The 13,084-nt window shown below is 71.5% G+C and carries 10 protein-coding genes; 7 read left to right on the forward strand and 3 right to left on the reverse strand.

Annotation, left to right across the window (positions count from 1 at the left end; all coding sequences use genetic code 11):
* Window positions 1–47: 47 nt before the first annotated feature.
* Entirely contained in the window at window positions 48–2,294 is a 2,247-nt protein-coding gene (locus DQ392_RS28920) for an MMPL family transporter (protein ID WP_245982109.1), read from the reverse strand.
* Between the two features lie 502 nt (window positions 2,295–2,796).
* Between DQ392_RS28920 and DQ392_RS28925 the strand changes: the two genes are divergently transcribed.
* The gene (locus DQ392_RS28925) at window positions 2,797–4,125 is read left to right on the forward strand and encodes a sensor histidine kinase (protein WP_425470624.1); all 1,329 of its coding nucleotides are present in this window, start codon (window positions 2,797–2,799) and stop codon (window positions 4,123–4,125) included.
* A gap of 289 nt (window positions 4,126–4,414) precedes the next feature.
* Here DQ392_RS28925 and DQ392_RS28930 read toward each other — a convergent pair whose 3' ends face one another.
* Complete coding sequence (locus DQ392_RS28930) at window positions 4,415–6,124, reverse strand: NsdA family TPR-like regulatory protein (protein WP_181856611.1); 1,710 nt, start codon at window positions 6,122–6,124, stop codon at window positions 4,415–4,417.
* A 231-nt stretch (window positions 6,125–6,355) separates the two neighbouring features.
* On the opposite strand from DQ392_RS28930, the gene lipB reads away from it, so the two are divergent.
* From lipB to DQ392_RS28950, 4 genes are all read left to right on the forward strand, one after another.
* Window positions 6,356–7,174: a lipoyl(octanoyl) transferase LipB gene (gene lipB, locus DQ392_RS28935; RefSeq protein WP_114018595.1), complete on the forward strand. Its 819-nt coding sequence runs from the start codon at window positions 6,356–6,358 to the stop codon at window positions 7,172–7,174.
* A 112-nt stretch (window positions 7,175–7,286) separates the two neighbouring features.
* On the forward strand, window positions 7,287–8,234 hold the full coding sequence (lipA, locus tag DQ392_RS28940) for a lipoyl synthase (protein ID WP_114018596.1): 948 nt from the start codon (window positions 7,287–7,289) through the stop codon (window positions 8,232–8,234).
* A 203-nt stretch (window positions 8,235–8,437) separates the two neighbouring features.
* Window positions 8,438–8,659 carry a hypothetical protein gene (locus DQ392_RS28945; RefSeq protein ID WP_114018597.1) on the forward strand — a complete coding sequence of 74 codons (222 nt, stop codon included), beginning with the start codon at window positions 8,438–8,440 and terminating at the stop codon, window positions 8,657–8,659.
* A gap of 98 nt (window positions 8,660–8,757) precedes the next feature.
* Window positions 8,758–9,447, forward strand: coding sequence for a DUF4191 domain-containing protein (locus DQ392_RS28950; RefSeq protein WP_114018598.1), 690 nt, complete (start codon window positions 8,758–8,760; stop codon window positions 9,445–9,447).
* A 214-nt stretch (window positions 9,448–9,661) separates the two neighbouring features.
* On the opposite strand, the gene DQ392_RS28955 is transcribed toward DQ392_RS28950, so the two are convergent.
* The gene (locus tag DQ392_RS28955) at window positions 9,662–10,132 is read right to left on the reverse strand and encodes an RDD family protein (protein WP_114018599.1); all 471 of its coding nucleotides are present in this window, start codon (window positions 10,130–10,132) and stop codon (window positions 9,662–9,664) included.
* A 260-nt stretch (window positions 10,133–10,392) separates the two neighbouring features.
* On the opposite strand from DQ392_RS28955, the gene glnA reads away from it, so the two are divergent.
* Both glnA and DQ392_RS28965 read left to right on the forward strand, forming a co-directional pair.
* Complete coding sequence (gene glnA, locus DQ392_RS28960) at window positions 10,393–11,808, forward strand: type I glutamate--ammonia ligase (protein ID WP_114018600.1); 1,416 nt, start codon at window positions 10,393–10,395, stop codon at window positions 11,806–11,808.
* A gap of 693 nt (window positions 11,809–12,501) precedes the next feature.
* Entirely contained in the window at window positions 12,502–12,921 is a 420-nt protein-coding gene (locus DQ392_RS28965; RefSeq protein WP_147266591.1) for a hypothetical protein, read from the forward strand.
* Window positions 12,922–13,084 lie beyond the last annotated feature (163 nt).

The raw sequence follows: 13,084 nt of genomic DNA on the forward strand, positions 1-13,084 counted from the left end.
CCACGAGGGTGGTGCCCGCCGGGTGCGGCGGGCACCACCCTCGCGTCTCACCCCACGTGCTGCCGGTCGCGGGCGCCGCCGGGCGCCTCGGGGACGGCGGCCGACGCCGAGACCGCGTGCCCCTCCGCCCGATCCGCCCGCTCCCGCTCCTCGGACCCCGCCTCCCCGTGCTCCACCCGGGGCAGCCACCGCAGCCACGAGGGCAGGTACCAGTTGCGCTCGCCCAGCAGCATCATCACCGCGGGCAGCAGCACCATGCGCACCAGCGTGGCGTCCAGCAGGACGGCGACGGCCAGACCCACACCCATCTGCTTCATATCCTGCATCGACAGCGTCGCGAACACCGCGAAGACGGCGATCATGATGACGGCCGCCCCCGTCACCGCGGGGGCCGTGGCCCGCACACCCTCACGGATGGCCTCCCGCGTGGCCGCTCCCCGGTCCTTGGCCTCGCGGATCCGGGAGACCACGAAGACGTGGTAGTCCATCGACAGACCGAACAGCACCACCAGCACGAACAGCGGCATCCACGACTCGATGGCACCCACCGCCTGTGTGCCGAAGAGCTCGTCACCCCACCCGTGCTGGAAGACCGCCGTCATCACCCCGTACGCGGCGCCGACCGACAGCAGGTTCAGCACGATCGAGGCGAGCGCGATGGGCAGCGAGCGGAAGCACACGAGCATCAGCAAGAAGGTGACGGCCGTGATGAACGCGAACACTGGCACGATGCCGTCCCGCAACTGGTCGTTGAAGTCCGTCGAGCCGGCCAGCTCACCGGTGACGTAGGCCTGGCCACCGGCGGCCGCCGGTTCCAGGACGTCGGGGACGAGGCGGTCGCGCAGGGTGTCGAGCGCGGCGAGCGAGGCCGCGTCGGTCCCGTTCCCCGCCAGCGGTACGTCGATCACGGCGACGTCGGAGTCGGCGTACACCCGCGTCTCGACGCCTCTGCCGAACCGCGCGCCCTCCTCGCGCAGGGCACCGCGGAAGTCCGCCAGCGCCGTGCGGGTCTTCGCGGAGCGCACGTCGTCGGCCTTGAGGACGACACGCGCCGGGGAAGGACCACCGGGGAAGGTCTCGCTGATCTTCTCGGCGCTGACCCGCAGCTCGGCGTCCTGTGACATCTGCTGCTCCAGCGAGAGCTGTTCGGTCTTCATGCCCAGCGCGGGCGCGGCCAGCGCGAGCATCGCCACGGCGGCGGCGACGGCGAACAGCCCCGGCGCCGCCAGCACGGGCCGCAGCAGCGCGCCGGAGATCCGGCCACCGGGCGCGCGCCGCCCAGCGGGACCGCCCTGTCCCGCGGACCTGTCCTGTCCGGCGGCCCCGGGCTGCCCCGCCGCCCGCCCCCGCTTCCGCCCGCGTCCGCCGCCGCGCCTGCCGAACAGGCGTGGCCTGCCCTTCTCCACCCGGTCGCCCAGCCAGGACAGCGCGGCGGGCAGGATCGTCACCGAGCCGACCATCGCGATGAAGACGACCAGGATCGTGGCCACCGCGAACCCCTGGAACAGCAACAGCCCCGACAGGAACATGCCCGCCATCGCCACCATCACCGTCAGGCCCGAGACCAGGACGGCCCGCCCACTGGTCGCGGCCGCGATCCGCAACGCCGTCTGGGCGTCCCGGCCCGCTGCCCGCTCGTCGCGCTCCCTGCGCAGATAGAACAGGCAGTAGTCGACCCCGACCGCGAGCCCCATCAGGAGCATCACCGAGTTGGTCTGCTCGTCGATGTGCAGCCGGCTGGAGACCAGCGCGAGGATGCCGTTCGCGGCCAGGAACGCGGTGATCGCGAGCGCGACCGGCAGCAGCGCCGCCACCAGCGCCCCGAACGCCACCAGCAGGATGCCCAGAGCCAGCGGTACGGCCGTCCACTCGGCCTTGGCGAAGTCGTCACCGAGGATCTCGTTCAGCCACTTGCCCGCGCTGGCCTCGCCGTACTGGTGGATCTCGACGCCCTCGCCGCGGTGCCCCTCGCGCACCTCCTCGACCGCGTCCAGGACCTCGGTGACCGGCTTGTCGTCCGTCGAGTCCGCCGCGCCCCGCATCCGGAAGCCGATCAGCGCCGCCCTGCCGTCCTCGGACGGCAGCGGCTCGCGCACGTCCTTGACCCGGCCGGTGTCCTCGACGGCCCGTACGACGTCCGCCGCGGCCGCCCGCCAGCCGCCCTCGGCCCGGCTCGCCACCATCACCGACTCGGCGGGCGGCTCCTCGATACCGGCGTCCTGAAGGATCGCGGTCGCGCGGGCGGAGTCCCGCACCGACATCTCCGCCTCGGTCGGCTGCGTCAGCCCGGCCATCCCGCCGAGCGTCGCGGTCAGCACCACGAACAGCAGCCAGCCGAACACCGCCGTCTTCCGGTGCCGGGTGCTCCACCCGCCGAGCCGCGCGGCCGGCCCCGGGCGGGCCCCGCGCGCCGGGCGGGGAGTGGCGCCTGAGGCCGGTGGCCCGGCCGCCCCGCCGGCCCCGGGCGCTGACGGTGGTCTGGTCGGTGAGCCGGTCGATGGTCTGGTCACGGGATCCCCGCTCCTGGTCTTGGAGGTGTCGGACGGACGTACCTGGATCGAGCGGGAACGACGCTAGAAGCGCGGAACCACGCGCCCCAGCCGCCGAAACCCCCTGCCCGACGGGGCGAAAAGAGACTTCCGAGGTGGTGCTAGGTGCACCCCGCAGACGGGCGCGGAGACGAGTGTGCGGACGGGGCCGGCACGCGCAGACTGGTCACCGTGCCCGGAACAGGGGCATCCAGCACCGCCTGGACACGGGTCCTGGCGGGCGATGGCCGAGAAGAAGGGAACGGGCATGACACCGCAGGACGGCATGGAGCGGGCGGGGGCGCCGGGGCCCGCCCGAGCGCGGCGGGGCCGCGCGGCGAGCGCACTGCTCGCCGCCGCACGCGGCCTCCCGCTGATGGTGCTCTCCCTGGGCGTCTCCCTCGCCCTGTTCATCGTGACGGTGCTGTCGGCCGTCTTCCTGCTGCTGGGCCTCGGCTTCTTCACCACCCCGTGGGTCGTGCACGCCGTACGCGTCCACGCCAACCAGCGCCGCGCACTCGCCGGGCACTGGGCCGGCCTGCGCGTCCTGGACCCCTACAGGCCGCTGCCGCCCGGCCCTTCGGGGATCACCGGGCACGTCGAACGCACGGTGCTGCTCCTCAAGGACCCGGCCACCTGGCGCGACCTCGCCTGGCTGCTCTCCGACGCCGTGGCGGGCTTCCTCCTCGCCCTCCTGCCCGCCGCGCTGATCGCCTGGGGCCTGGAGGGCTGGGTACTGCTCGCGGGGCTGTGGCACGCGGTCGCCGGCGACTACTGGTACGGCTTCGTCCACATCGACACCTTCGGCGACGCGCTGGCCGCCGCCGCGCTCGGCACCTTCGCACTGCTGGTCGCCCGCTACGCCAACCCCTACCTGCTCGACGGCCACTTCCAGCTCGCCCGCGCCCTGCTCGCCCCCACCCGGGGCGCCCAGCTCACCCAGCGCGTCGAGCGGCTCTACGAGACCCGGCACGACGCCGTGGACACCTCGGCCGCTCAGCTGCGCCGCATCGAACGGGACCTGCACGACGGCGCACAGGCCAGGCTGGTCTCCATGGGCATGAGCCTCGGTGCCGTCGAAGCCCTCCTCGAACACGACCCCGCCCAGGCCAAGAAACTCCTCGCCCACGCCAGGGAGACCTCGGCCGAGGCCCTGACCGAACTGCGCGACCTGGTACGCGGCATCCACCCGCCGGTACTGGCCGAACGCGGCCTCGGGGACGCCGCCCAGGCCCTCGCCCTGCGGATGCGGATGCCCGTCGAGGTCGACGTCGAGCTGCCGGGACGCTTCCCCGAGCCGGTCGAGTCCGCGGCCTACTTCTCCCTCAGCGAGATCCTCACCAACGCCGTCAAGCACGCGGACGCCGACCACATCTGGGTCGACATCCACCACACCGACCTCGACGGCGGCATGCTGCGGATCGCCGTCACCGACGACGGGCAGGGCGGCGCAGACGTCTCCGGGGGCTCCGGCATCGCGGGAATCGAACGCCGCCTCGGCCAGTTCGACGGCGTCCTGGCCCTCACCAGCCCCCCTGGCGGGCCCACCATGGTCACCATGGAAATCCCCTGCCGGCCACTGACCCGCCGCCCGTGACACCAGCGCCGGGCGGAGGCCCCTCGCCGGGGCCGGGACGGCAGCCTTCGCCGGGCGCGGGCGGAAGCGGCCACCGGCCCGTCCCCGCACGGAAGCCGGCGCCGTCCCGCACCGGTGCCGGAGCGTTCGCCGGGTGCGGTGGGGGAGCGGCCGCGGGGCCGCTCCGGCGCGGAAGCCGGTGCCGACCCGCACCGGCGGAGCCTTTGCCGGATGGGGTGGGGGGCTCCGCCGGGACGGTGACCGCGGCGGTGCGGGCTCCGTTCCGTTGTGAGCGCGGTGCGTGTCGGGATCACACCAGGGCGGAGACCTTCTCCCGGTACTGCCGGACCGCCGCCGCGTCCCGGTACGGCTCCAGGCGCCGCTCGAAGTCCCGTACGTACTCGTGGGCCCGCACCGAGCGCATCTCCGCCGCCTGGTGGGCCGCCTCGGCCGCGAGCTGGCAGGCCTGCTCGATCTCGCCGAGCCCCAGCCGGGCCGTGGCCAGCACCACCCGGCAGAAGAGCCTGCTGCGCGCGAACCCGGCCCCGCGCAGCTGGAGGGAGCGCTCGGCGTGCTGGGCGGCTGCCCGGTACTGCTGGAGGTCCCGGTGGCAGTGGCCGAACTCGTCGGCGAGCTGCGCGTCGTCGAAGAAGCGCGCCCAGACGGGAACGTCCTCGTTGGGGCGCGCCGCCTCCAGGGCGCGCTCCGCGCGGGCCAGCGACGCCGCGCAGGCCCGCACCTCGCCCAGCACGCCGTGCCCCCGCGCCTCGGCCGCGTGCAGCAGCGCCTGCACGAGGGGCGGCACCGAGGTGCCCACCCCCTGCTGGGCGACCCGCGCGAGCTGCACCGCCTCCCTGCCGTGCCCCAGGTAGACGGCCTGCCTGCTCATCGTCACCAGCACGTAGGCGCCGAAGGCGCGGTCGCCCGCGGCCTGCGTCAGCCGCAGCGCCTGCACGAAGTAGCGCTGTGCCAGGCCGTGCGCGGCGATGTCGTAGGAGGTCCAGCCCGCCAGCCTGGTCAGGTCGGCGGCCGCGCCGAAGAGGCGTCTGCCGAGCTGCTCGCTGTAGACGCCGCGGAGCATCGGCTCGGCCTCGTGTTCCAGATACCGCACCAGGGCCTGCCGGGCGTGGCCGCCGCCGTAGGCGTGGTCGAGGGCGCGGAAGAGGTCGCACACCGAGCGCAACGCCGCCACGTCGCCGCCCGATACCCGCTGGCCCGGGCCCCGCTCGACCCGGTCGAGGCGCGCGGCGGCCAGTGACGGCGGCCTGGCGGCGACGCCGGTGCCGCCGCCGACCCGGGACTGGGCGGGGACCCGCAGTCCACCGCCCAGGGACGCCCCGCCCACGGCCCCGCTGACGGCTCCGCGTCCGGCGGCCGGTCCCGGAGGGGCCCCGCGCCCCGGTCCCGCGCCGGGACCGCGGGCCGGTCCTGTGCCGGCCGCGAGCCCCGCCGGGAGCGGTCCCGCGCCGGCGAGGGCGCCGGGGCCCGCGCCGCCGGGCGGATGGTTCAGCGGCCCCTCGGGCTCGGGGCCGCGCGCCACCCGCTCGTCGGCCCGGCCGATCAGCCAGTCCCGGCTCGGCACCACGAGCCCCGCCGGGGTGAAGGCGATCTTCCGCAGCTCGGCGTGGCTGCCCGAGTCCTTGCGCCACAGCCCGCTGACGATGTCGACCGCCTCGGCGGGCGTGGCCGCGAACTCCAGGCCCGCGTAGACCGGCGCGCACGCGTCCAGCCCCAGGTCCTGCGCCGTCAGCCGCCGCCCGAGGCGCCGGGTGAAGACCTCGGCGATCAGCGCGGGCGTGGTGCCCCGCGGCTGCTGACCGCGCAGCCAGCGCGTCACCGATGTCTTGTCGTAACGCAGGTCGAGACCGTGTTCGAGGCCCAGCTGGTCGACGCGCCTGGCCAGACCGGCGTTGGAGAAGCCCGCCTCGGCGATCAGCGCGGCGAGCTGACGGTTGGGGATGCGCTGCTGGGATGGCTGGGTCGTGTCGTTCACCGACTCCCCAGATCGTTCCATCGTCATCGGCTTAACGGTCTCCTGCCCTCACGGCTTGTGTCAGACGCCGGGGCGCCCTGCTGGAACGGCGCGAATGTAACGGTCCGCCGTACCTCGTTCGCCCCCTTCGTCGTGTATTCATCCGTACGTGTGAGTAGGTGACCACCTGCGACGACACTGCGTGACCGCCGTAGAGTGGCGGCGGGCGCGAGCGCGGAGCAGCCCGCCACCGCGGGCGTGACGAAGGAGACATGAGGCATGGGAGAACCCCGGCTGAACGGTCCGGTGGAGGGCGAGTTGCGCTTCGTCCACCTGGGCTTCGGCGACAACGCCGTCGACTACCTCGACGCCTGGCAGGAACAGAAGCGGGTGCACGCCGCGCGGTTCGCCGACGAGATCCCCGACACCTGCCTGATGCTGGAGCACCCCCCGGTCTACACCGCCGGGCGGCGCACCGAGGACAGCGAACGCCCGCTTGACGGCACCCCCGTCGTGGACGTCGACCGCGGCGGCAAGATCACCTGGCACGGCCCTGGCCAGCTCGTCGGCTACCCGATCCTGAAGCTGCCCCGCCCCGTGGACGTGGTCGCGCACGTGCGCCGCCTCGAGGAGGCCATGATCCGGGTGTGCACCGAGCTGGGCGTCGAGACCACCCGCGTCGAGGGCCGCAGCGGAGTGTGGGTGCTCGGCGACGACCTCGGCAGGGCGTCGGAGCGCCCCGCCACCGGCCTCGCGCTCGACTTCGACCCCCGGCTCGACCAGGAGGACTACGACCCGCGCCTGATGGGCCCCGAGTACGCCCCCTCCAACGCGGGCCAGCGCGGGGTGGACCGCAAGATGGCGCAGATCGGCATCCGGGTCGCCAAGGGCGTGACCATGCACGGCTTCTCGTTCAACTGCGACCCGGACACGACCGGTTTCGACCAGATCATCCCCTGCGGCATCCGGGACGCGGGCGTCACCTCGCTCTCGCAGGAGCTGGGCAGGAATGTTCCCGTCTTTGAGGTGCTTCCCCTGATGGAGAAGCACCTGCGCGAGGTCCTGGAGTCCTCGACGCCCCTGCCCCGCGCGGTCTGACCCCTTCCGCCACGGGCCGGAGCTCTTCGAGGTTCCGGCCGGTTCGGAAGCCCACAACCGCAGGCGTAGCCTGATACCCGCCGCTGAATCGAAAGTACGTAGGGAGCCGGACGTGTCCGCTGTCGCACCCGACGGTCGCAAGATGCTCCGCCTGGAGGTCCGCAACAGCCAGACCCCCATCGAGCGCAAGCCCGAATGGATCAAGACCCGGGCGAAAATGGGCCCCGAGTACAACGCCCTCCAGAACCTGGTCAAGAGCGAGGGCCTGCACACGGTCTGCCAGGAGGCGGGCTGCCCCAACATCTTCGAATGCTGGGAGGACCGCGAGGCGACCTTCCTCATCGGCGGCGAGCAGTGCACCCGTCGCTGCGACTTCTGCCAGATCGACACCGGCAAGCCCGCCGAGCTCGACCGCGACGAGCCCCGCCGCGTCGCCGAGTCCGTGCGCACGATGGAGCTGCGCTACGCGACGATCACCGGTGTCGCGCGCGACGACCTCGACGACGGCGGCGCCTGGCTCTACGCCGAGACGGTGCGCCAGATCCACGACCTGATGCCCGACACCGGCGTCGAACTGCTGATCCCCGACTTCAACGCCGAGCCCGACCAGCTCGCCGAGGTCTTCTCCTCCCGCCCCGAGGTGCTGGCCCACAACGTCGAGACGGTGCCCCGCATCTTCAAGCGCATCCGCCCCGGCTTCCGCTACGAGCGCTCGCTGGAGGTCCTCACCCGCGCCCGCGAGGACGGCCTCGTCGTCAAGTCCAACCTCATCCTCGGCCTCGGCGAGACCCGCGAGGAGATCAGCGAGGCGCTGCGCGACCTGCACGAGGCCGGCTGCGAGCTGATCACCATCACCCAGTACCTGCGGCCCACCCCCCGCCACCACCCCGTGGAGCGCTGGGTCAAGCCCCAGGAGTTCGTCGAGCTGAAGGACGAGGCCGACGAGATCGGCTACGCCGGCGTCATGTCCGGCCCGCTGGTGCGCTCCTCCTACCGCGCCGGACGCCTCTACAAGCAGGCGATCGAGGCCCGCAGGACGGGGAACACCTCTGCGGCCTAGCGGGCGTCCGCCCTCAAAGGTGGGGGGCGCCCTGTCGCCCTTGAGGCGTGAGAGGTCTGTGCGGCGAAGCGGTCAGTGAGCTTCGCCGCACATGCTTCTTCCGGCTTTGACCCGCCGGTCACCGCCTGGTAACACCGTTGCGTGACGCTGTAACCGCGCACCGCGCACGGTTCGAACGAGGCGAGGACTGACGGAGGGGCACAGTGCGGACCACCCTGTGGGCACTGGAAGGTCTTGAGCACATCCTGTTCGGCAGCGGCCGGCGGGTGGCTTGCCGCAACGCGTGGACGGCGGTCCTGGAGGACCGCCGCAGGGCGAGGTCCCGGCTGGAAGCGGAGACGGTGCTGAACGCGGCGGCCCGGAAAGCGGACACGGTGCTGAACGCGGCGGCCGACCGCCCAGCGCCCGCGACCTCCCGGGGCTGACCCCGCCACCGGCGCCCGTACCCGCGCGGAGGGCCCCGAGGACCCTGTACCCCCGGCCGCGCGGCGCAGCACCCGCGGCCCCACGTAAACTTCACCGCATGGCGAGGAAGGACAACACCGAGAACCCTGGGCGGCTCAAGCAGATCGCCCAGACGTACAAGATGACCCGGCGCGTGGACCGGAAGATCGGTTGGATCCTGGCCGGCGTGGGGCTTGTCACCTTCGGTGTACTCCTCGCGATCGGCTTCCTGATCGGTCACCCGGTCTACGTGGGCATCGTGGGCGTGCTCCTGGGCCTGCTGGCCTGCGCGATCGTCTTCGGGCGCCGCGCCGAGCGGGCCGCTTTCGGGCAGATGGAGGGCCAGCCGGGGGCCGCGGCCGCCGTGCTGGAGAACATCGGCAGGGGCTGGCAGGTCACCCCGGCCGTGGCGATGAACCGCAGCCAGGACATCGTCCACCGGGCCGTCGGCAAGGCCGGCATCGTCCTGGTCGGCGAGGGCAACCCGAACCGGCTGCGCGGCCTGCTGGCGTCCGAGAAGAAGAAGATGAACCGCGTGGTCGGCGACGTGCCGGTGCACACGATGGTCGTCGGCGACGGTGAGGACCAGGTCGAGCTCAAGAAGCTCCGGGTGAAGATGATGAAGCTGCCCCGCACGCTCCAGGGCCAGCAGGTCACCCAGATCAACGACCGGCTCCGCGCGCTCGGCGACCTCATGAGCAACATGCCCATCCCGAAGGGGCCGATGCCCAAGGGCATGAAGCTTCCGAAGGGCCCGCAGGGCCGCTGACGGGGCCCACCCGACGGCGGACTCTCCCACGACGAGTCCCCATGACGAGTCCCACGACGAGGGGGCGGGGACCGCGCACCTGCGCGGTCCCCGCCCCCTCGTGCTCGCTCGTCGCGTACTCGCGCTCGCTTGCCGTGTACTCGTGCCTACTCGTCGCCTACGAGTACACGGGTATGCCGGTCGGCCGGACCCGCGAGCGATTGCGGCCGCGCTGTCAGCCGCGTACCTGGACGGAGCCCGAGAGCCGGTCGTGGAGGCCCCGGTTGTCGCGGTCCCAGATGAGCGCGGGGACGGCGATGCCGAGCAGCACCGTCCGCACGACCGTGCGCCACACCGGCAGCTTGCCCAGCCCGTCGAGAGCCACGACGCGCAGCCCCAGCAGCCGCTTGCCCAGGGTGCTGCCGACCGTACCGACCATCAGCACGCTCATGACGACGAAGACGACCAGCGCCCAGTCGCTGGTGCCCTCCAGCTTCCGGCCGGCCAGCAGCGCGAACGCGGTGAGGGCGGAGAGCGCCCAGTCGATGAAGAGGGCACCGACCCGGCGGCCGACCGGCGCGAGGGAACCGGGCCCCTCCTCGGGCAGGCCGAGCCGCTTGCCGCGGTAGCCGAAGTCGGCTCCCATGTCCGCGGCCGCCGCGCGCGGTCCCGACAGCCACGACCCGATTGCTTCCCTGTTGTCCACCCGTCAACGGTATCGCGCCGATTTCCGGCCGCTGTCTCCGGTCGTCGCCGGGCTCGACGGGGCGGACCACGCTGCTGACCGTGAGCGCGGAACTCCGCATGGTGAGGGCCGGAGAGGTCTCCCGGCGATTAACATCGGCGAAACAAATGAGTCATGCTGGAGAAATGGCCCCTGCCTAGGGTCGGTCTCAGGCGAGCGGCCCCGTGCCGCAGCCGGAGCCGGAGCAAGCCCGTCCCGACGCGGCGGGACTAGGAGGATGGATGTTCCAGAACGCCGACGAGGCCAAGAAGTACATCGCGGACAACGACATCAAGTTCATCGATGTCCGGTTCTGCGACCTGCCCGGCGTCATGCAGCACTTCGCCGTGCCGGCGGAGACCTTCGACCCGACCGAGAGCCTGATGTTCGACGGCTCGTCGATCCGCGGCTTCCAGGCGATCCACGAGTCCGACATGGCCCTCGTCCCCGACCTGTCCACCGCGCGCCTGGACCCGTTCCGCTCCGAGAAGCACCTCAACATCAACTTCTTCATCCACGACCCGATCACCGGCGAGCAGTACAGCCGTGACCCGCGGAACGTGGCGAAGAAGGCCGAGGCATACCTGGCCTCCTCCGGCATCGCCGACACCGCGTTCTTCGGCCCGGAGGCCGAGTTCTACGTCTTCGACGACGTCCGCTTCGAGACGAAGGCGAACGCCGGCTACTACCACATCGACTCCGAGGCGGGCGCCTGGAACACCGGCGCCATCGAGACCGGCGGCAACCGCGGCTACAAGGTCCGCTACAAGGGCGGCTACTTCCCGGCCCCGCCCGTCGACCACTTCGCCGACCTGCGCGCCGAGATCTCCCTGGAGCTGACCAGGGCGGGGCTGGAGGTCGAGCGCCAGCACCACGAGGTCGGCACCGCGGGCCAGGCGGAGATCAACTACAAGTTCAACACGCTGCTGGCCGCCGCCGACGACCTGATGCTGTTCAAGTACATCGTCAAGAACACGGCCTGGCGCAACGGCAAGACCGCCACCTTCATGCCCAAGCCGATCTTCGGCGACAACGGCTCCGGCATGCACGTCCACCAGTCCCTGTGGACCGGCGGCGAGCCCCTCTTCCACGACGAGCAGGGCTACGCGGGCCTCTCCGACACCGCCCGCTACTACATCGGCGGCATTCTGCGCCACGCCCCCTCGCTGCTCGCCTTCACCAACCCGACGGTGAACTCCTACCACCGCCTGGTCCCCGGCTTCGAGGCCCCGGTCAACCTGGTCTACTCGCAGCGCAACCGCTCCGCCGCGATGCGGATCCCGATCACGGGCTCCAACCCGAAGGCCAAGCGCGTCGAGTTCCGCGCCCCCGACCCGTCCTCCAACCCCTACCTCGCCTTCTCGGCGCTGCTCCTCGCGGGCCTGGACGGCATCAAGAACAAGATCGAACCGGCCGAGCCCATCGACAAGGACCTCTACGAGCTCGCCCCCGAAGAGCACGCCGGCGTCCCCCAGGTCCCCACCTCCCTCCCGGCCGTCCTCGACGCCCTCGAGGCCGACAACGAGTACCTCCAGGCCGGCGGCGTCTTCACCTCCGACCTCATCGAGACCTGGATCGACTACAAGCGCACCAACGAGATCGCGCCCATGCAGCTGCGGCCCCACCCCCACGAGTTCGAGCTGTACTTCGACATCTAAAGGCCGGTGTCCGGTGACCTGGGGTGAGCCCTGGAGAGGGCTCATGACCTGCGGGGATGCTTCTCGGTGGTTCTCGTGGGTCGCCCTGGGTTTCCAGGTCCTTGTGCACCGGGTGTGCACCGGGGACCGAATGCGCTGACACTCCGTCAGAGGTAATGAGGGCGGCTGTCCCAGCAATGCGATGGGACAGCCGCCCTCATTACGTGCTTCTTGGTCTCCAAGTAGTGGGCCAGGCCGGTGTGCCGCGGCGATGTTTGCCGTGGTGCGCTGACCTGGCCTTTTCGATTGGGTGCGTTGGGGTGGGACGGAGTGAGCGGGGGTGCTGCGGACTGGGTGCGGACTGCCGTGCCGTCACGTCAATGGCACGGACAGTGGGGTGACGGGCAGGTGGAAGACCCAAAACGGCGGATTACAAGCCCAGGTCAGAGCCCGCCGAACGGCACTGAGTAGGTGTCTGCAAGGTTCATGTGCGCCAGGGCAGGGCGTTTCGGAAGGTGCTGCCGTGTCGTCCGGACAGTGGCGGCAGGTCCGCTCACGTAGACGGCAACAGTCCGAAGGATCTGGCAAGGCGGGCGGTCTGTACGCCGACGCGAGCGCGCCCCAAGCTTCCCCGTGAGCCCGCTTGCCCTCTTTTCTGCAGTGTCTGGTCGTAGCACCCTAATTGCGGCACATCTCCAAGAGAGGAGCACCACGGTGACTACGCCAGCAGAGTTCGCAGGCATGGCCGGTGCGGCCGTTGTCGGCTCGATGGGCACCGCGACGTGGGAGTACGCAAGAGATCGCGTGCTCGGTCTCTTCCGGCGCCATGCACCGGAAGAGACCGACACGGTGCTGGAGCGACTCGACGGCTACCAGCAAACCGTCGGAACTGCGCCAGAGCCCGTGCGATCGACTCTCAGCCAGGCTGCTGCCCAGGACGTGACCCAGCTTCTGACCGTCCTTGCAGGGCGGTCAGATGAAGCAGCCGAGGCCGTGCGTGGTCTCCCGGAGGAGCTACGCGACGTTCCCGCAGGTGGCATCGCTCAACACCGGACAACGTTCCGCAACATCAAGGCCAAAGGCGACGCCATCCTTGGCGGCCGTGACGTGAACATCAACAAGGGGGAGAAGTGACTGGGCACCACGACAGCGAGGATGACGACTACAGACTCAAGGCCGAAGGGGTCGACGCAGGCAGAGACGCATATCTCGTAGCGGGTGACTTCACGCAGTACACAGGGCTCCAGCAGTTGATTCCGCATGCCCTGGGGAGGTCCAGCATCTTACGTGCGGAGTA

The organism is Streptomyces reniochalinae (assembly GCF_003323735.1).
Classification (GTDB): domain Bacteria; phylum Actinomycetota; class Actinomycetes; order Streptomycetales; family Streptomycetaceae; genus Streptomyces; species Streptomyces reniochalinae.

Excerpts from the sequence above, each read along its gene's own strand:
- glnA (WP_114018600.1), top strand. The coding sequence starts at position 10,393 with ATGTTCCAGAACGCCGACGAGGCCAAGAAGTACATCGCGGACAACGAC.
- DQ392_RS28925 (WP_425470624.1), top strand. The coding sequence starts at position 2,797 with ATGACACCGCAGGACGGCATGGAGCGGGCGGGGGCGCCGGGGCCCGCC.
- DQ392_RS28930 (WP_181856611.1), bottom strand. The coding sequence starts at position 6,124 with ATGACGATGGAACGATCTGGGGAGTCGGTGAACGACACGACCCAGCCA.
- lipB (WP_114018595.1), top strand. The coding sequence starts at position 6,356 with ATGGGAGAACCCCGGCTGAACGGTCCGGTGGAGGGCGAGTTGCGCTTC.
- DQ392_RS28920 (WP_245982109.1), bottom strand. The coding sequence starts at position 2,294 with ATGGCCGGGCTGACGCAGCCGACCGAGGCGGAGATGTCGGTGCGGGAC.
- DQ392_RS28950 (WP_114018598.1), top strand. The coding sequence starts at position 8,758 with ATGGCGAGGAAGGACAACACCGAGAACCCTGGGCGGCTCAAGCAGATC.